The 16,903-nt window shown below is 46.2% G+C and carries 22 protein-coding genes; 3 read left to right on the forward strand and 19 right to left on the reverse strand.

What is annotated here, in order from left to right; all coding sequences use genetic code 11:
* Positions 1-33 precede the first annotated feature (33 nt).
* The 14 genes from MKX34_RS22600 to MKX34_RS22665 all read right to left on the reverse strand — a co-directional run bounded on the left by MKX34_RS22600 (position 34) and on the right by MKX34_RS22665 (position 9,689).
* The gene (locus MKX34_RS22600) at positions 34-267 is read right to left on the reverse strand and encodes a DUF2273 domain-containing protein (protein ID WP_036682825.1); all 234 of its coding nucleotides are present in this window, start codon (positions 265-267) and stop codon (positions 34-36) included.
* A 15-nt stretch (positions 268-282) separates the two neighbouring features.
* Entirely contained in the window at positions 283-822 is a 540-nt protein-coding gene (amaP, locus tag MKX34_RS22605) for an alkaline shock response membrane anchor protein AmaP (RefSeq protein ID WP_036682827.1), read from the reverse strand.
* Positions 823-896: 74 nt separating this feature from the next.
* On the reverse strand, positions 897-1,313 hold the full coding sequence (locus tag MKX34_RS22610; RefSeq protein WP_036682829.1) for an Asp23/Gls24 family envelope stress response protein: 417 nt from the start codon (positions 1,311-1,313) through the stop codon (positions 897-899).
* A gap of 115 nt (positions 1,314-1,428) precedes the next feature.
* Positions 1,429-2,772 (reverse strand): acetyl-CoA carboxylase biotin carboxylase subunit, encoded by a 1,344-nt coding sequence (gene accC, locus MKX34_RS22615; protein ID WP_036682831.1) that lies wholly within the window; start codon positions 2,770-2,772, stop codon positions 1,429-1,431.
* Positions 2,773-2,826: 54 nt separating this feature from the next.
* Positions 2,827-3,336, reverse strand: a complete 510-nt coding sequence (gene accB / locus MKX34_RS22620) for an acetyl-CoA carboxylase biotin carboxyl carrier protein (RefSeq protein ID WP_036682835.1) — start codon at positions 3,334-3,336, stop codon at positions 2,827-2,829.
* 147 nt (positions 3,337-3,483) lie between these two features.
* Positions 3,484-4,401 carry a SpoIIIAH-like family protein gene (locus MKX34_RS22625; protein WP_076297361.1) on the reverse strand — a complete coding sequence of 306 codons (918 nt, stop codon included), beginning with the start codon at positions 4,399-4,401 and terminating at the stop codon, positions 3,484-3,486.
* A 67-nt stretch (positions 4,402-4,468) separates the two neighbouring features.
* Entirely contained in the window at positions 4,469-5,113 is a 645-nt protein-coding gene (gene spoIIIAG / locus MKX34_RS22630) for a stage III sporulation protein AG (protein ID WP_076134498.1), read from the reverse strand.
* Positions 5,114-5,156: 43 nt separating this feature from the next.
* Positions 5,157-5,933, reverse strand: coding sequence for a stage III sporulation protein AF (gene spoIIIAF, locus MKX34_RS22635; protein ID WP_076297360.1), 777 nt, complete (start codon positions 5,931-5,933; stop codon positions 5,157-5,159).
* Positions 5,934-5,960: 27 nt separating this feature from the next.
* Positions 5,961-7,193, reverse strand: coding sequence for a stage III sporulation protein AE (gene spoIIIAE / locus MKX34_RS22640; RefSeq protein ID WP_036682845.1), 1,233 nt, complete (start codon positions 7,191-7,193; stop codon positions 5,961-5,963).
* A 44-nt stretch (positions 7,194-7,237) separates the two neighbouring features.
* The gene (gene spoIIIAD / locus MKX34_RS22645) at positions 7,238-7,627 is read right to left on the reverse strand and encodes a stage III sporulation protein AD (protein ID WP_036682847.1); all 390 of its coding nucleotides are present in this window, start codon (positions 7,625-7,627) and stop codon (positions 7,238-7,240) included.
* A 7-nt stretch (positions 7,628-7,634) separates the two neighbouring features.
* Complete coding sequence (gene spoIIIAC / locus MKX34_RS22650) at positions 7,635-7,838, reverse strand: stage III sporulation protein AC (RefSeq protein WP_036682849.1); 204 nt, start codon at positions 7,836-7,838, stop codon at positions 7,635-7,637.
* Between the two features lie 13 nt (positions 7,839-7,851).
* On the reverse strand, positions 7,852-8,370 hold the full coding sequence (spoIIIAB, locus tag MKX34_RS22655; protein ID WP_076104383.1) for a stage III sporulation protein SpoIIIAB: 519 nt from the start codon (positions 8,368-8,370) through the stop codon (positions 7,852-7,854).
* Positions 8,363-9,364: a stage III sporulation protein AA gene (gene spoIIIAA, locus MKX34_RS22660; protein WP_076273506.1), complete on the reverse strand. Its 1,002-nt coding sequence runs from the start codon at positions 9,362-9,364 to the stop codon at positions 8,363-8,365. Before spoIIIAA ends, spoIIIAB begins: the two co-directional genes overlap by 8 nt.
* Positions 9,365-9,446: 82 nt before the next feature.
* The gene (locus MKX34_RS22665) at positions 9,447-9,689 is read right to left on the reverse strand and encodes a YqhV family protein (protein ID WP_036683194.1); all 243 of its coding nucleotides are present in this window, start codon (positions 9,687-9,689) and stop codon (positions 9,447-9,449) included.
* A gap of 323 nt (positions 9,690-10,012) precedes the next feature.
* Here MKX34_RS22665 and MKX34_RS22670 point away from each other — a divergent pair, with 323 nt between their 5' ends.
* Complete coding sequence (locus tag MKX34_RS22670; RefSeq protein ID WP_081382367.1) at positions 10,013-10,879, forward strand: YitT family protein; 867 nt, start codon at positions 10,013-10,015, stop codon at positions 10,877-10,879.
* Between the two features lie 134 nt (positions 10,880-11,013).
* Here the strand turns inward: MKX34_RS22670 and MKX34_RS22675 are convergent, their stop codons facing one another.
* The 5 genes from MKX34_RS22675 to MKX34_RS22695 form a co-directional block, all read right to left on the reverse strand.
* Positions 11,014-12,267, reverse strand: coding sequence for an aspartate kinase (locus MKX34_RS22675; protein ID WP_036682855.1), 1,254 nt, complete (start codon positions 12,265-12,267; stop codon positions 11,014-11,016).
* Positions 12,268-12,460: 193 nt separating this feature from the next.
* On the reverse strand, positions 12,461-13,009 hold the full coding sequence (locus tag MKX34_RS22680) for a dihydrofolate reductase family protein (RefSeq protein WP_076273505.1): 549 nt from the start codon (positions 13,007-13,009) through the stop codon (positions 12,461-12,463).
* Positions 13,010-13,156: 147 nt separating this feature from the next.
* The gene (efp, locus tag MKX34_RS22685) at positions 13,157-13,714 is read right to left on the reverse strand and encodes an elongation factor P (protein WP_038572538.1); all 558 of its coding nucleotides are present in this window, start codon (positions 13,712-13,714) and stop codon (positions 13,157-13,159) included.
* A gap of 47 nt (positions 13,715-13,761) precedes the next feature.
* Positions 13,762-14,832 carry a Xaa-Pro peptidase family protein gene (locus MKX34_RS22690; protein ID WP_076273504.1) on the reverse strand — a complete coding sequence of 357 codons (1,071 nt, stop codon included), beginning with the start codon at positions 14,830-14,832 and terminating at the stop codon, positions 13,762-13,764.
* A 74-nt stretch (positions 14,833-14,906) separates the two neighbouring features.
* Positions 14,907-15,398 carry a YqhR family membrane protein gene (locus MKX34_RS22695; protein ID WP_036682865.1) on the reverse strand — a complete coding sequence of 164 codons (492 nt, stop codon included), beginning with the start codon at positions 15,396-15,398 and terminating at the stop codon, positions 14,907-14,909.
* Between the two features lie 156 nt (positions 15,399-15,554).
* Here MKX34_RS22695 and MKX34_RS22700 point away from each other — a divergent pair, with 156 nt between their 5' ends.
* Both MKX34_RS22700 and MKX34_RS22705 read left to right on the forward strand, forming a co-directional pair.
* On the forward strand, positions 15,555-16,553 hold the full coding sequence (locus MKX34_RS22700; protein ID WP_036682868.1) for a DUF1385 domain-containing protein: 999 nt from the start codon (positions 15,555-15,557) through the stop codon (positions 16,551-16,553).
* Positions 16,554-16,560: 7 nt separating this feature from the next.
* Positions 16,561-16,899 (forward strand): hypothetical protein, encoded by a 339-nt coding sequence (locus MKX34_RS22705; protein WP_036682871.1) that lies wholly within the window; start codon positions 16,561-16,563, stop codon positions 16,897-16,899.
* Positions 16,900-16,903 lie beyond the last annotated feature (4 nt).

The raw sequence follows: 16,903 nt of genomic DNA on the forward strand, positions 1-16,903 counted from the left end.
GGTTTCCTGCTCCGGGAAAAAGACTATCGCGGTTCACTTAAAGGGACGCCAGCGTCCGGATAATCGCGAAACCAACTCCTGCCATTGAAACAGGGGCGCTTGCGCGGTATCCTTTCTTTTGCCGAGCGTATATCCGATGAACACTACCAGTGCAAAGAACAGCATATCCCAAAAACCGCAAATTAAATAAATCAAACCCAGACCAATGCCGAAAGTCACTCCGGCGATTCTACCCCCGTGACTTTCCCATACTTCTTTCCAAGACATAAGGGAAACTCACCTCTATTCCACTCGACTTTTGAAGCTTGGAGACTGCGTGAGGTTAGCAATATATACAGACACATCAGCAACCGGAATGCCGGTTGTCTCCTGCACGAAATCATGCACCTGACGTTGTACTTCTGTCGTAAGCAGCGGTAATGAATGCTCACCGTCCACTACTGCACGAATTGTAATTTCAAGGCCAGCCTGAGAGACACGAATACGTGACTTGAGATCTCTGATTCCCTTCACTTTACCAGCAGCCTTAAGACTCAGATTCTCAATGGTTTCCATTGAAATCTGGATATCCCCATACTCAGTACGCTGATCGACCGAAGGCAATGAAGCGCGATCACGGCGCAGAGAGATGTAGAAAAATCGGATGCTCAGAAGGAACAAGACAACTGCTACTATTATTGCTGTAATATAAGCTGCTGGTCCATTCTCAATCTCCAAAGTTCTAGGAATCGCACCGCTTAAGAGGAGGATGGCAATAACAGATAGTATTCCGATACTTAAGCTGTAGACAAACAGCAAAAGTCTGTCCAAAATTTTTGCCACGAGTCTCATAACCTCCTTAAATTAGAGTAAACCCTCGACTTTGCTGTCGGGGGTTTATGGAAGAACGATGACTGCTATTTCACACGAAGAATCGTTTCAGCTTCTTCGTTCTTGTCTACAGTGTTGTTGTTCTTGAATTGCACATCATGAATATGCACATTCACTTCCACAACAGTCAGACCAGTCATAGTCTCGATGGAGCGCTTAACATTACGTTGAATTTCAGCAGCCACTTCAGGAAGGCGATTGCCATATTCAATAATTACAGAAACATCCACCGCAGCTTCACGTTGTCCAACCTCTACTTTAACTCCTTTGGACAGATTCTTACGTCCAAGAAGTTCAACAATACCACCGGCGAATCCGCCGCTCATACCTGCTACACCTTTAACCTCAACGGTCGCCAGACCTGCAATAACCTCGATTACTTCAGGAGCAATCTGGATTTCACCGATTTCCGTCCGTTCGTATTCTGTCGGCAATGTACTCATTTTAGACTTCACACCTTTCAAGAAAGATTGTTCATGATTTCAAGCGTAAAGCACGTCTCTTATTAAACATACTATATCATTTGACGAACTTTATGACAAACAAACCGAAGTCGTCCTAAATTTCATACTCTTCAAGAAACTTAATGTCAAAGTTACCATCCAAAAATACAGGATGCTCCAACAGTTTCTGATGGAAAGGGATGGTAGTATGAATGCCTTCCACGGCGAATTCAGCCAAGGCGCGCTTCATCTTCGCAATCGCTTCCTGACGTGTAGGAGCCCATACAATCAGTTTTGCAATCATAGAATCATAGAAAGGGGAAATCGTATATCCTGGGTACGCCGCACTATCTACACGAACGCCAAGGCCTCCGGGTGGCAAATAAAAGCCGATTTTTCCTGGTGAAGGCATGAAATTACGCTCTGGATCTTCAGCATTTATACGGCATTCAATCGACCAGCCATTAATCACGATATCTTCCTGAGTGAATGACAGCGGATTGCCTTCTGCTACAGAAATCATTTCCTTAATCAAATCCACGCCTGTAACCATTTCCGTTACTGGATGTTCGACCTGAATACGGGTATTCATCTCCATGAAGTAAAACTGTCCATCCGGTCCAAGCAGGAATTCAAGTGTTCCGGCTCCCGAATAATTCACGGCAAGTGCTGCTCGAACTGCTGCATTACCCATTGCTTCACGAATTTCAGGTGTGAGCACTGAACAAGGTGCCTCTTCAATCAGCTTTTGGCGACGACGCTGCACGGAGCAGTCCCGTTCGCCTAAGTGCACTACATTGCCATGTTTATCTGCAATAATCTGAATCTCCACATGCTTCATGCCTGTTAGGAATTTCTCCAGATATACACCAGCGTTACCAAACGCCTTTTGTGCTTCCTGTTGTGCAGCAGTGATCTGCTTCACCAAAGATTCCTCGTCCTCAGCAATCCGTATTCCCTTACCCCCGCCACCCGCAGTAGCCTTAACGATGATTGGGTAACCAATATCGCGGCCCAGCATGACAGCTTCCTCTACATCGCCTACAAGACCATCTGAGCCCGGGATAATCGGAACTCCAGCCAGTTTCATGGTTTCCTTCGCCACAGCCTTGTCACCCATACGGTTTATGGCATCTGGAGAAGGTCCTATGAAGATAATATTGCAAGATTCACAAATCTCTGCAAAATCCGCATTTTCAGCTAAAAATCCATAGCCAGGATGGATGGCATCACATTCCGTTAAGGTGGCTACACTCATAATATTTGTAAAGTTCAGATAGCTGTCCTTGGCCGGCATCGGACCGATGCAGTAAGCTTCATCAGCCAACCGGACATGCAGTGAATCCCGGTCGGGTTCCGAATAGACCGCGACGGTGGAAATGCCCAGTTCACGGCAGGCCCTAATAATGCGGACCGCGATTTCGCCGCGGTTGGCAATCAACACTTTTTGAATGTTCATGCGTTTCCTCCCAAAGTTTTGCGAAGCTTCCGCTCCTTAAGTAGTCTGCGGTATTTATTCCGGTTTAACCAAGAATAGTGGTTGACCATATTCTACAAGCTGACCGTTCTCAGCAAGTACAGACACGATTTCACCTTTGATCTCCGCTTCCAGCTCATTCATCAGTTTCATCGCCTCGATAATGCAAACCGTTGATTTTTCACTTACACGGTCTCCAACATTAACAAACGAAGGCGTTTCCGGAGAAGCGGCACTATAAAAGGTCCCCACCATTGGAGAAACAATTTTATGTAGTTTGCCTTCATCAGCTGCTTGTGGCTGCTGCGCTGGAGGAACTTCACCAACTACCGGATAGGATACTTGCGGTACGCTCTGCGGCTGCGGGGCAGGCGTAAAGGGATAGGCAGCATAAGGAGTCGCCTGTACTGCTGTTCCATCAGCTTCAGGGCGATCCGGTTTGCGAATTGCAAGCTTCATTCCTTCGCTTTCGATCTCCAACTCATGTACAGAGGAGGTCTGGTCCAGCAATTTAATCAATTCCTTAATTTCGCTCAACTTGAACATATATCAGTTCACTCCTTCAGCTTTCTCTCGAAGCCACTTCTTAAGCGGACAAGATAACTTTATGTATTATATCACAATCGGTAAAAATGGAAAGAGCCCGGGGCAACCCGAGCTCTTTCGTCATTTTTCTTTTAATTTTACAGCTTATTATTGCTCAGAAACGTATTGTACACTAATTTTATCTTGAGATACACTGAGTTCCTTCATTACGAGATCCACGATACTAACCGCTTGTTTTACATCCAGTTTGTCGCTGAGAACAACTACTTTGTAGCTGTCTCCAGCTTCTTCCTTTACAATCGCTTCTCCATATTTTTGTTGAAGCTGTTCTTCGATACCGGTAATTTTGGATTCTTTTTCTTCAAGATTAAGAAGTTGTTCTTGAGCGACTGCGTTATCAGCAGGTGTTTTATCCATGTCATTAATCAAAGCAAGCAAGTCTTGTTGGTTCTTAAGATTCTTTTGCTCACGTTCATAAAGGTAGTTAGTGAACATGCTGCTCGCCGATACACTTTGAGAAGCTACTTCATCGAGAATTTCTTTGTCATTTTTGGCTGGAGTCTTGGTGGTTGTATTTGCCGCTGTATCTTTAGCAGATGTATCTGTTTTCGCGGCATCTTTAGCAGCAGTGTCGGTTGTTGCCTTCTCTGAGTCACTGCTATTTGCGGCAGCTTTACTGCTATCGTCATTAGCAGCTGTAGTTGTACTTTCGTCCGTTTTAGCAGTAGTAGTGCTATCATCCGTTTTAGCGGTAGCAGCACTGTCATCCGTTTTGGCGGCAGTAGCGCTGTCGTCCGTAGTAGCGGCGCCAGTAGTGCTATCTACAACGCCTTCATCAGCAACAACATCGCCTTGACTAACAACTTCGTTCACAACAACACCTTTGTCACCAACCGTGGGCAACGCTGCACCTGCTGTGTCTTTCAGGGAATCAACCTGCATTGTGCCAGCCGTGTCTTTTGGAATCGAAGCACCTGAGTCTTCAGTGAATAAATAGTATGCAGAGAGGACCACCATCAAGCTGAGCATAGAAACCAACCATATCGTTTGTCTTTTGCCGTTCATTCCATATTCCTCCTAAAATTTAATCTAGTGGCTGCTTCGGAAGCACTCACTTATTGACTTTCTCCTGCTACTCTTGTTTGCGTGGTACTACTGAAATGCGCTGGATCGGGACGTTCAAGCCTTTTTCTATAGCCTGCTCGACGAGTCCACGAACAACCTTGTTCTCTGCCCCTTTGGCAACTACCAGTACGCCGCGTACCTGAGGTTTAATCCGCTTCGTCACAATGGGTGTTTCGTCCCCTGATTGCGAGTAGGTTACGATTTCGCCATCCCTCGTATATTGTGTCGTATGACGTTTCCCCCCACTGGCATCCGTCTCTTCACTAAGCTGCTGGGAGTCATTCATATTACGCACCACGACAATTTCTTCTGTAGACTCCACTGTAACCATGATATCGACCGTACCGACGCCAACGATTTTCTCCAAAATCTCCTTCATCCGGTTCTCCATCGCTAGTTCGATGCTGTCGAACGAATTGGTTGTTGTGGTTGGATCACTCTGCACCAGCGCCGTTTGAGAGGACTGATTCACCGGCGGCTCACGCCCTGTATTCTCGTTATCAATCCTCTTCACATTGACGAAGGAATTGAATAGCATGATCGCTGCGCCCAGCAGACCCAGAATGATCAGCCAGCGAAAGGTATGGCTTCTCTTTGGACTGCCGGCCCCACCCCCAGCCCACTGCTCAAGCTTTTTCAGCCAATTGCCCACTCCCATCCCTCCTAAAAATTATAGTTATTTAGAAACTGCAAGCTCATGATTTGACGTTACTAGCCACGCTGCCATCCACCTGAATGACTTTGGGATCCAAATCCCATTTCAGTTCCAGCAGCTTTACAATGGACTCCATTTCACTCGAGGACGCGCTGTCTTCAGCCACAGTTCCGTTCACTGCTTTATTAGGTTCATCTGATGATGTTGCTTCACTCTCTACGTTATCTGCCGGATTAGCGCCAATTTTAACTTCTACAGGTGCTACAGGAGTGATTGTAATGGGTGCTGTAGTCGCTGTGCTGGAAGCTCCGGAAGTACCCGGGGAGTTAGCCGTTGTCTGAGGCATAGAGACCCTTACATTAGAAATGACAGGGACGTCTTCGTTACCGGTGCCGCCAGACTTCCCTATGCCCAGTGTTACGGTGACATTAACCCCGCGTTTGCCGGTCTCGCTGATAATCTGCTCTTTCATCTGACCCGCCACCTCTTCGGCAGCGAGCTGCAGACTCTGTTCCTGACGGCCTTGTGCAAGCTTTTGCCCATCTGCCAGAATCTGTTCCAAGGATGGGTCTCCCTTCCCTCCGCCAGTGAACAAACCGCCTTCTTTCTCTTGCTGTCCCATAGCGACACTCAGTTCGGAGATTGCATCACCTTTCAGGAGAGAGACGATAGGGCTGAGCATCGTGAGCAGGATTAGGAGACTTAGCACCAATCTTGCATAACGCTCCATGGATTTGCTTGGGAGCAGCAATTCAACAAATGACGCCAACAGCACAACCAGGATGATCTCCCGCAGCCAATCGCCCAACCAGCTCATGGTTTCCCTCCTAAAGGTTTTGTTGCTTCACCTCATCATTACGGTCAAGTTGCCCGCAGTCAGCATGATCGTAACCGCCATAAAAAACATTAAGGAAACAGCAGCCAAAGCAGCGAATACGTACACCATGCTTTTTCCAATCGTCTGGAGACAGACTACAATCGGTGTCTCTCCCAGCGGCTGCATCACAGCGGCGGCTATGTTGTAGATAAGGGCAAGCACCAGGATTTTGATTGCCGGAAAAGCACACAGGAACAATATGATAATGACACCCGATAAGCCGATCGCATTCTTCACCAGCAGTGAAGCTGAGATTACTGTGTCTGTGGCATCCGCGAACATTTTGCCGATGACCGGAACAAAATTCCCTGTAATATATTTAGCGGCCCGAATGGTGACCCCATCCGTTACTGAGCTTGTTATCCCTCGAACGGAAATTACACCTAGAAACACAGTTAGCAGTACACCTAACAGTCCAGCACCGATGTTTCGCAGCAGGTTAGCCAGCTGGGTTAGTTTATATTTCTCCGACAATGCGCTGACCAGATGCAGCACAGCCGAGAAGAACAGAAGCGGAAAAACAAGGGTGTGGATCATGGTGCCAACCGTATGAATCATAAAAACAATTAACGGATGGGTGACGGAGACCGTAACGATATTCCCCATCGAAGCCAGCAGCGCGAACAGCAGTGGAATCATCGCCATCATGAAATCGATCATCCGGTCGATAGCATCCTTTGCATAACCAATAGCGATATTGAAGCTGTTCACGGCAATTACCAGCACCACCATATAACAGAGCGTATAAGCGACCTTACTGACCGTTTTTCGCTCAAAAGCGGTTTGCAGCGTCTCCAGAATCATGCTGAGTACACTGATCATCACAATCGTCACAAGCAGCTTACCGTTGTACAGCACCTCATGCCACATAAAGCCTAGAAGCCCAGATAACACACCCTTCAAGCTGAGCCCCTTATCTCCTGGAAGCAGCATGTCCATTAGCGTAGGTGTGGCCCCGTCCGGGAAAAAACCACCATAATCCTTCATCAGCTGATCCCAATACGACTCCACTTTATCTTTTGGCAAATTATTCACCTGGCTCTTGACCCACTGGTCTACCGGGGAAGAACTGCCGGATTCTGGTGTTGAGGAAGCTTGCACACTCTGAGCTGTACCTGCAAACCATAGAATGAAAAAGAATGGAAGCAGCAGCAGTATTATTTTTAGTTTTGGAGGACGGAAAACACTGCGCTCTTGCATAATTTCTCCTCCCGATTCGTTGCTCAGCTCTCTTTACGATTGCTTTAAGCAGGCAGTAGTTTCATGACGGTTTCGATAATGATGCTGATGATGGGTACGGCTAGTACCATAATTAGCACTTTGCCGGCGAGTTCTATTTTGGAAGCAATGGATTCCTGACCGGCATCTCGTACAATTTGTGCACCGAACTCCGCGATATAGGAAATGCCGATGATTTTGAAAACAGTCTTCAAATAAATCATTTCCATCCCCGATGACTCAGCCACCCGCTCCAGTGTAGAGAGGATCATTCCGATCTTGCCGATCAGAAACATAAAAATTAGAATTCCTGTTGTAGTAGCAAGAAGGAAGGCGAACATCGGTTTTTGTTCCTTCAGTACGAGAATCAATATGGTCGATATCAGCCCAATCCCAACAACTTGAATAATCTCCATAGCACGCCTATTGAAAAAGAAAGATCGTTTTTATTTCCTGCAGCAACCCGTCCAGCATACGAATCACCATGAACAGCACGACTACGAACCCGATCACGGTGACCCAATGTGCGAAATCCTCTTTTCCCATCTGTTTGAGCACCGTGTGTATCATGGCGATAATTATGCCAATGCCGGCAATTTGAAAAATCGCATTGACTTCAATATTCATTCCTGGCACCTCGCTAAAAGATCAAAATGACGATCAGTACTCCAAGCAGCAGACCCAGGCTTTTACTTAACTTTTCATATTTGCCTTGATCCTCTCTGGCCACCGACTCCTCCTGCTTCAATTGCTGCAATGCTAACGCGATATGAGTGCTCTGATTCGACCTATCGCTTGTGCCGAGAGTACAGCTGAGCTGGCGAAGAATCTCTCTTTCTGTCCCCTTCATAGCGGTAGACTTCCAATATGCTTCCATCGCCCGCTGGATGGCATCCTGGGCGCTTCTGTCATAGGGAGGGCTCATCTCCTCCGCTGTTTTGACAAACAACGATTTCAGCGGGTCCTTCGACTGATTCCCAATCCGCCGCATGGCTTCCGGCAGTGGGGTGAAGCCGTACATGATCTCTGTTTCCAACCGCTGTAGTGCTGCTATTAAACCTCTGATATGTCTGGGCCTGTCTGCATATTGACGAGCAAACTGGAGACCTGCAAGCGTACCAGCCACCACAATGAGCACAGCACCGAACAGCTTAAGCATGCAAATCACCACCTAGTCGATCCCCGGGAGAGATAAGCAGCATTCCTCTTTTCTGACCATCCAGAATGCGAAACGTGAGACCTGCTTCTGAACGATGGAGTATGACATATCTCTCGAACATCTTTTGTTCCAGCAGTCCTCCAAGACCCGGCCTACGAGCCAACTCTGTTACATCTTTTCCGTGAGCGGAAGCAATGACAGATATTCCGGCATGCAGTGCCTCGGTAACTGCTTCGGCATCTTCCGGACGCCCAATCTCATCCGCGATTAATACATCTGGCGATAGCGACCGGATCATCATCATCATGCCTTCTGCCTTGGGACACCCATCAAGAACGTCTGTCCGCGGACCCACGTCAAAGGCGGGAACACCACGCCGGCTGCCAGCAATTTCAGACCGTTCGTCAACAATTCCCACCTTCAGCCCCGGTCTATTCCCTTCGCGCTTGCCCAATTCCCCTAAGGAGATTTGTCTTGCGAGATCGCGGAGTAGGGTAGTCTTGCCATGTTGTGGAGGGGAGAGAATCAAGGTGTGCATCATTCGCTGCCGCCCCTTGTCCAGTAAATAAGGCAGCACTCCATCTGCGATTCCAGGTACTTCACGAGCAATACGGACATTAAAGCCAGTGATATCACGAAGATGCTCTACACCTCCGCCACTCAGTACTGTCCGACCAGCAAGTCCTATCCGATGACCGCCGGGAATCGTAATAAATCCTTTTCTCAGCTCTTCTTCCATCGTATATAGCGAATGGTTGCTGATCAGATCTAGCAGTCGATGAGTGTCTTCCCGATACGGCTTGTAAGCTTCTTCAGGCCTCTGCGTCAAACTGCCATTCACTCTTAGAAAGTGATATTTACCAGAGTAGTTAATTTCCAGCGGACGACCTTCACGGACACGAATCTCCTCCACCATTCCTAGCAGCGGAAGGGGAAGGCACTTTAACAGCGCTCTTACTTTTTCAGGAAACAATTGCAGCCAGTCATCTGCCATACAAAGTACCCCCAAGCTGTCCTCTACTTAATTGCTTTATTCCATATTTATGCTTGTACGCGCCTAATATGCCTATCATCTATCATTTTTTCAAAATCCCGATTAAGAGAAAGGCTACACCGCAGCCCACCCAGCCTAATTTGCTCCATGACAGCTGCTGTGCCATCCCAGTCAGGCCAATAGCTGTCGTCAATATCAATATGGTCGGGCCTACCAAAGCCAGTCCAGAATTGACAGCCAGCGCCTTATCGACCTGATTTAATCTGAGCATTATCAGCGCAGCTATAATCTCTGCACTGCCCGAGAACAACCGCAGAGTCGCCATCCAGCTTACATACTTGTCCAATCTACTCCACTCCTTTTACTAATTCATTCATACCAAAAGACATCTGAGGCTTGTTTAGCTTTCTATTATTCATGGATATGCGTGGCTTTTTCACTTTAGACAATGAGAAATGACAGATTTACAGATCAGACTGTGAAAGAATTCATAGTGAGTGGGTTCATAAATAAATATAATCAGTACGATAAAATAATTTTTACGAACGCCTTCATCTGTGGTATCCTTTTTAATTGGAAATATAGTGAGTTTATATTTTCAAAAAAAGGCAAACTAAAAAGACATAAGAAAAAGAGGGGATTTGTGTCATGCACGTTCGAAATTACGGGCTACCGCTCAGCATGCGGTCCGTAGTCAGACCAGTAAGAGAAGCGGCAATCATTATTTTTTCAGCTTTTTTAGTCGCCGCAGGGATGAGATTATTTCTAATTCCTCATCAACTGCTAAGCGGCGGGGTAGCGGGGGTGGCTTCAGTCATCGGGTATGTAACTAATCCGAAGTACATCTCAATCATTTATTTTGCGATAAACCTTCCTGTTCTGATCTGGGGATTTATTGCAGTGGGGAAAAAATACATCTTACTAAGCATGCTTTCCGTTTTAGCTACCACCTGGTTCATGACAATTATTCCTGCGGTGAAAGTGACCAAAGACCCGATTTTGGCTAGTATTTTTGGCGGCGTAATTATTGCTGGCGGGGTTGGATTTTCTCTCCGTGCCGGGGGCTCATCTGGAGGATTTGATATATTAGGCTCGATTATTACACGCAAGCGGGATATTCCTATTGGGAATGTACTCTTCGTAATGGATGGGATCGTTATTCTGAGTTTAGGCTTCTTTAAAAGCTGGGACTCAGCCTTATACGCTATGCTCTGTATTTTTGTGAAAAGCAGAGTGGTTGATATGATTCATATTCGTCATGTCAAGCTAACCTGCTTCATTGTTACCAAGGAACGGGATAAAATGCTGAATCGTCTTAGAGAGCTGCCTCATGGCATCACAGTAGTCAACGCAGAGGGCGGTTACAGTCACGAGGGCAATACAATGCTGATGACCGTAACGACCCGCTATGAGCTGTCAGAGCTGCGTAAGACTATCCTTGAGACGGATCCAAGCTCTTTCGTCAATGTACTTGAGACTGTTGAAATTCTAGGCCGATTTAGACGTTTAGGATAAATACCCATATAGATGTAAAAAGGAACGCTGCATTCAAACCTGCAGCGTTCCTTTTCATTTATAGCTGATGCCCAAAAAGGAGACCCCGTAGCTAAGTAGCTGTAGGATCTCCCTTTTTATTGATTAAACGGCTCTTAACGACGATCCTTAGGACCACCAACAAAGGCCTGCTCAGTTGTATCCAGATTATAAGCGGTGTGAAGCGCCTGAATGATCGATGGCAAATTGCCGGATTCGATTACACAAGAAACCTTAATCTCTGACGTGCTGACCATCTTAATGCTTACTCCCTCTTGGGAGAGTACATCAAACATTTGAGCTGCAACACCAGGATGGCTAACCATACCCGCGCCAACAATAGAAACCTTCACGAGGTTATCCTCGGACGTTACTTCACGGTAAGGTAAAGTTTTATGGATTTCTTTAATTACTTCCTTCGCACGATCCAGTTCATCAAGTGAAACTGTAAATGAGAAGTCAGCCTGCTCATTCTGCACACCACTTTGTACAATGATATCTACGTTTACGCCTTCTTCAGCCAGCTTGCCGAAGACTTGAGCGAGTACACCCGGTACATCAGGTACTCCTAGAATACTGACACGTGCTACATTCTTATCATAAGCAATCCCACTAACTACGACTCCTTGCTCCATGCTTGCTTCCTCCTTCACAACAGTACCTTCATTATGATTAAAGCTCGATCTAACGACCAGCTTAACTTGATGACGCTTAGCATACTCCACTGCACGCGGATGTAGTACCGCCGCTCCCAGATTGGCAAGCTCTAGCATCTCATCGTATGAGATTTCGTTCAGCTTGCGGGCTGTTTTCACAATGCGTGGATCTGTAGAATAGATACCATCAACGTCGGTATAAATCTCACATACATCTGCTTGAATAGCAGCCGCAAGGGCTACAGCTGTCGTGTCCGATCCTCCGCGGCCCAGGGTAGTGATCTCACCATCCAAAGTCATCCCTTGGAAACCGGCAACGATAACGATCTGTTCGCGTTCCAAAGACGCTACTACACGGTGTGGATCAATATCATTGATACGAGCTCTACCGTGGGTTTCGTCTGTACGGAACCCGGCCTGCCATCCTGTATAAGATACTGCATTCCGCCCGATCCCATGAAGAGCTATGGACAAAAGAGCAACGGAAATCTGCTCTCCTGTTGTCATCAGCATATCCATTTCACGTGCAGGCGGCTGCCCGTTTAATTGCTTCGCCGTATCGATCAAATCATCTGTTGTATCCCCCATAGCAGATACAACTACAACGCAGCGATGTCCCTCATCCTGCTTGTCTGCGATGCGCTTGGCAACACGTTGCATGCGTTCTGTGTCGCCGACGGAGCTGCCTCCGAATTTCATAACATAAAGTGACAAAGTCCCACTCACTCCCCATATCGGTCTATGTAGTTGCTTCTAATCGGTTTCCCGCTTTAAACCAGTATAATACGAAAATAGCGTAATGCGTTAATGATTTCATTAAAAAATTATTGATTTTCCAGAAGCTAACAAAAAGATAAGGTCAGCTTCAACACACTAGCTGACCTCATTTCACTCGTCTTCCAATATTTCAATGGGAAGCTGGTCGATAAGTCAAGGCCATCACTCCAGAACTGAATCTTTTGGAGTCCACTAGCTCCAACGTCTTCTCTTCACCAACGTTATCGAACAGGCGCTGACCGCTACCCAGCAGAATCGGGAAGACCAGAAGCTGATATTCATCGACAAGACCAAGCTGCATGAGGCTCTGCGCAAGCGTACGACTGCCAAAAACGAGAATATCTCTCCCCGGCCGCTCCTTCAGCTTGGACACCTCCTGAGCAAGATCGCCCTTGATCAAGCTTGAATTGCTCCATGTTGTTTCTTCGAGAGTTGTGGAGACTACGTACTTAGCGTATCCATTCATCATTTCACCGTACTCACCCGTCTGCTCAACCATATTTGGCCAAGCCTCTGCAAAACCTTCGTAGGTTGTCCGTCCTAACATTAGAGCGTCAGCAGCTTTCAGTTCAGCAAATTTGAAATGCTCCTGTTCTTCACTTGCGAATGAGAAGGTCCATTGTGGATTTTCCATAACACCATCAAGGGATATGAACTCAGATATAATTAATTTTCTCATATGCGCCTCCTTCTAATCCTTTAATTCGTAAGTATAATATCCCACACCCATACTGTTCCTCATGCATCCTCGTTTATATACCAAAAACCCCCCACCGTAATAACGGGGGAGGCTGATTGGTTATAAGTTCGGCAAGTATGATGCTTCCTACGCGCGGGAGATATATTTACCTTCGCGAGTATCAATAAGCAGCACATCTCCTTCATTGATGAACAAAGGAACTTGTACAGAATGACCTGTTTCAAGCTTGGCCGATTTAGTAGCGCCTTGAGCTGTATTTCCCTTCACACCTGGCTCAGTTTCAACAACCTTCAGCTCTACACTGGTAGGCAGGTTGATCCCAAGGATTTCACCTTGGTAACTGATGATGTTTACAGTCATGTTCTCTTTAAGGAAGTTCAATTCCCATTCAAGCTGCTTGCTGGACAATTCGAATTGGTCATAGGTTTCGTTGTCCATGAAAGCATGCTCAGATCCGCTTGCATACAAATATTGCACGCCACGGTTCTCAATAATAGCACGGCCAATAGTTTCACCTGCACGGAAAGTACGCTCTACAGTGTTACCATTGCGCAGGTTTTTCAGCTTAGAGCGAACGAACGCTGCACCTTTACCTGGTTTAACGTGCTGGAAATCAAGAACGGTAAAAATATCACCGTCCACCTCTACGGTCAAGCCTGTCTTAAAATCGTTTACTGAAATCACTAAAAATCCCTCCTGAATTCGATAATTAAACCACTACTTTTTCATACTTACAGTACTGTATATTCTTTGGACGAATGGGTCAGCAGCGATATTCCGCTCTCGGTGATCACAACATCGTCTTCAATACGTACTCCGCCAATCCCCGGCAAATAGATACCTGGTTCCACAGTAACCACCATTCCCGGCTGCATGATATCGTCACTCAGCTTGGACAAACGCGGCCATTCATGAACTTCCATTCCAAGTCCATGACCCGTGCTATGTCCAAATTGATCACCATATCCGTAGCTAGCGATGATATCACGTGCCAGTGCATCACATTCCCGTCCAGTCATACCCGGTTTGATATGTGCCAACGTATGTAGCTGAGCTTCCAGCACAATATCATAGATTTCTTTCAGCTTCGGATCTGGAGCTCCGAGTGCAATGGTACGAGTCACATCTGAGCAGTATCCATCGAGTAATGCGCCGAAATCAAGCGTAATAAATTCATTACCTTGAATTACACGGCTGCTTGCTACGCCATGCGGCATGGACGAACGTTCACCTGAAGCAACAATCGTATCAAACGATGACGCAGTTGCCCCGTGGGTACGCATATAGAATTCCATTTCCAAATCGACGTCTCTTTCAGTCATGCCTGGTTTGATCACATTCAGAATATGATTGAATGTAGCATCAGCCAGATCAGCTGCACGTTGCATAACAGCAAGCTCTTCAGCATCCTTGAACATACGGAGGTCTTCCACGGCTTTGGAAACTGGAACTAACACTGCCGGCTTAAGGGCTTCCGCATATGAGGTATAAGCGCTGAATGAGACATCATCCTGTTCGAAACCAACACGTACCTCACTGCCTGTTGGCAGCAACTCGCGTACTGTATCAATAAATTTAGGACCATGCTCTACAACCTTAACTCCTACCGCTTGATCCGCAGCCTGTGTCATGTACCTGAAGTCAGTTAGCAGATAACAATCATCGCTTGTCACCAATACATAACCGGACGATCCGGTAAATCCACTTAAATAGCGGCGGTTATAACCGCTGGTTATCAACATTGCTTCCAATCCTTTATCCTGCAAAACCTTACGCAGCTTGGAGACGCGCTCGTTACCCATTTTCATTCTCCTCTCGAAATAGCCACATTGTATTTTAACATAGGGATATCCCCTTGAGAAGTTTTTTCGAGCCGTTAGGCAAGTGCAGTCGCTTGCTCACGCTTTCGTTCGTCGGTATACTCAATCGCCGCTGTGTATCCAATGAACATCCCCCAAAGTAAAAAAAGGCAGAACTCACTAATCACAGTGTTCCACGGCAGCTTAAAAGGCGGCTGCATAAGAAACATTTGCGAGCCGGGAATAAATATAACTACCCACCACAAAACACCATAAACCAATCCTGGCCAAGGTCCCTTCAGCTTGCGCAGAATAAGCACATATAGCAGTGAGGCTATCACTGAAAATAAGATGAAAAACAAATAACCCACGAGATGTCCATACATTGTTGTCAGAAAAGTATGTTTAAAAAACGGCTCTGCTAAATAACCAGGACTAACCTTGGTAAAGCTGAACCAGTAGATTAACCAGTGCAGCCCTCCCCAAATCAAACCTGCGAAAAAACCTAATTCGAGCGCAAAAAACCAAATATTAGTATGATCTGATTGTTGTTGATGTGATTTGCTCATAGAATTGCCTCTCTTTCCGTATTTTTAATAACGATTTGTCTCTCCTTGTCCATATAAGGTAGTATGTGCAGCAAAAGGCGATCCAACTAGTAATGTCTTCAAAAATTAGTTACAATGTATTATATAAATCATATTAATTACGGGAAGGTGAATTGGTTGTCCCAGGAAACTCCCAGCTATGGCGGCCAAGCCGTCATTGAAGGCGTCATGTTCGGCGGCAAGCATATTAATGTAACAGCCGTGCGACGAAAGAATCAGGAGATTACATTTTTGGAGGTGCCAAGAAGCGATAAGAGCTGGGTCACTAAACTGCGCAAGATTCCGCTGCTTCGCGGCCTTGTCAGTATTATAGATGCCAGCGCCAAAGGCTCTAAGCACTTGAACTATTCGGCTGAATCCTATGCCGAAGATGAATTGGAACCCGAAGAACTGGCGAAAGAGAAAGCTAAGCCGAAGAAAAAGGACGAAGGCTGGAGCCTCGGAATGATTTTTGGCGTTGCTGTAATGGGTATTCTCTCCTTCTTATTCGGAAAGCTCATTTTTACGCTTGTCCCAGTATTTGTCGAAGATTTTTTATTCAAGAATGCATTTGATAACTATGTACTGCACAACCTCATAGAAGGCGGCATTAAAATGGTTCTCTTGCTGGTCTATTTATGGGCGATTTCGCAAACACCTGTGATCAAGCGGCTATTCCAGTATCACGGTGCGGAACACAAAGTCATCAGCGCCTTTGAAGCAGGCGAAGAGCTGACTGTCCAGAACGTTCAGAAATACAGCCGTCTGCATTACCGCTGCGGAAGCAGTTTTATGATGCTGACGATTATCCTCGGCGTTATTATTTACTCCGTAGTACCATGGGATAATCTTTGGGAACGTGTGATCCAACGGATTATTCTGCTGCCTGTCGTAATCGGTGTTTCGTTTGAGGTTCTGAAGGGTACCAACGCAGTAAGAGAAATTCCAGGTCTCAAATACTTGGGATATCCTGGACTATGGCTGCAGCTGCTCACTACCAAAGAACCAAAGGATGATCAGGTAGAAGTATCCATCGCCTCTTTCAATCGTATGCGTGAGCTTGATGCAGAGATTGAAGCCAGAGGATATACGGAGGCAAGTGTGTCAGGCGGCATATTGGATCCTGCGAAAGGATGAGTGTCCTATGATCAGGCATGCTTTAATTTTTTGGATTTCAGTAATTCTTGCAATATTCGGTTTTGTGATTGGAGTCTTGACTGAGCCTTTCTACACGCTGTCGAAGCTGATTCTCCCCTTAGTACTGTTAGCGATTATCTATTATGCTTACAAAATGGGACCAGGGAAATACGCACGCAGCAGTAATGGATCTAGAATCAAAGTCAAACCTTCGCAGAAAACCATGACCAAGGTAGCTGGGATTCGCAAGACACAAGCAGCACCAGGCAAACGCAAAAGTTATCCCTTCCAAGTCATCGAAGGAAATAAAGGGAAAAACGATGATCAGCTTCCGAAGTACCATTAACTAA

This window comes from Paenibacillus sp. FSL R5-0636, assembly GCF_037974255.1.
In the GTDB taxonomy this organism is placed as follows: domain Bacteria; phylum Bacillota; class Bacilli; order Paenibacillales; family Paenibacillaceae; genus Paenibacillus_AQ; species Paenibacillus_AQ odorifer.

Excerpts from the sequence above, each read along its gene's own strand:
- spoIIIAE (WP_036682845.1), bottom strand. The coding sequence starts at position 7,193 with ATGCAAGAGCGCAGTGTTTTCCGTCCTCCAAAACTAAAAATAATACTG.
- accC (WP_036682831.1), bottom strand. The coding sequence starts at position 2,772 with ATGAACATTCAAAAAGTGTTGATTGCCAACCGCGGCGAAATCGCGGTC.
- accB (WP_036682835.1), bottom strand. The coding sequence starts at position 3,336 with ATGTTCAAGTTGAGCGAAATTAAGGAATTGATTAAATTGCTGGACCAG.
- spoIIIAC (WP_036682849.1), bottom strand. The coding sequence starts at position 7,838 with ATGAATATTGAAGTCAATGCGATTTTTCAAATTGCCGGCATTGGCATA.
- MKX34_RS22665 (WP_036683194.1), bottom strand. The coding sequence starts at position 9,689 with ATGGCGACTCTGCGGTTGTTCTCGGGCAGTGCAGAGATTATAGCTGCG.
- spoIIIAB (WP_076104383.1), bottom strand. The coding sequence starts at position 8,370 with ATGCTTAAGCTGTTCGGTGCTGTGCTCATTGTGGTGGCTGGTACGCTT.
- MKX34_RS22670 (WP_081382367.1), top strand. The coding sequence starts at position 10,013 with ATGCACGTTCGAAATTACGGGCTACCGCTCAGCATGCGGTCCGTAGTC.
- MKX34_RS22690 (WP_076273504.1), bottom strand. The coding sequence starts at position 14,832 with ATGGGTAACGAGCGCGTCTCCAAGCTGCGTAAGGTTTTGCAGGATAAA.
- MKX34_RS22625 (WP_076297361.1), bottom strand. The coding sequence starts at position 4,401 with ATGAACGGCAAAAGACAAACGATATGGTTGGTTTCTATGCTCAGCTTG.
- MKX34_RS22600 (WP_036682825.1), bottom strand. The coding sequence starts at position 267 with ATGTCTTGGAAAGAAGTATGGGAAAGTCACGGGGGTAGAATCGCCGGA.
- spoIIIAF (WP_076297360.1), bottom strand. The coding sequence starts at position 5,933 with ATGAGCTGGTTGGGCGATTGGCTGCGGGAGATCATCCTGGTTGTGCTG.
- MKX34_RS22705 (WP_036682871.1), top strand. The coding sequence starts at position 16,561 with ATGATCAGGCATGCTTTAATTTTTTGGATTTCAGTAATTCTTGCAATA.
- spoIIIAA (WP_076273506.1), bottom strand. The coding sequence starts at position 9,364 with ATGGCAGATGACTGGCTGCAATTGTTTCCTGAAAAAGTAAGAGCGCTG.
- spoIIIAD (WP_036682847.1), bottom strand. The coding sequence starts at position 7,627 with ATGGAGATTATTCAAGTTGTTGGGATTGGGCTGATATCGACCATATTG.
- MKX34_RS22680 (WP_076273505.1), bottom strand. The coding sequence starts at position 13,009 with ATGAGAAAATTAATTATATCTGAGTTCATATCCCTTGATGGTGTTATG.
- MKX34_RS22695 (WP_036682865.1), bottom strand. The coding sequence starts at position 15,398 with ATGAGCAAATCACATCAACAACAATCAGATCATACTAATATTTGGTTT.
- MKX34_RS22610 (WP_036682829.1), bottom strand. The coding sequence starts at position 1,313 with ATGAGTACATTGCCGACAGAATACGAACGGACGGAAATCGGTGAAATC.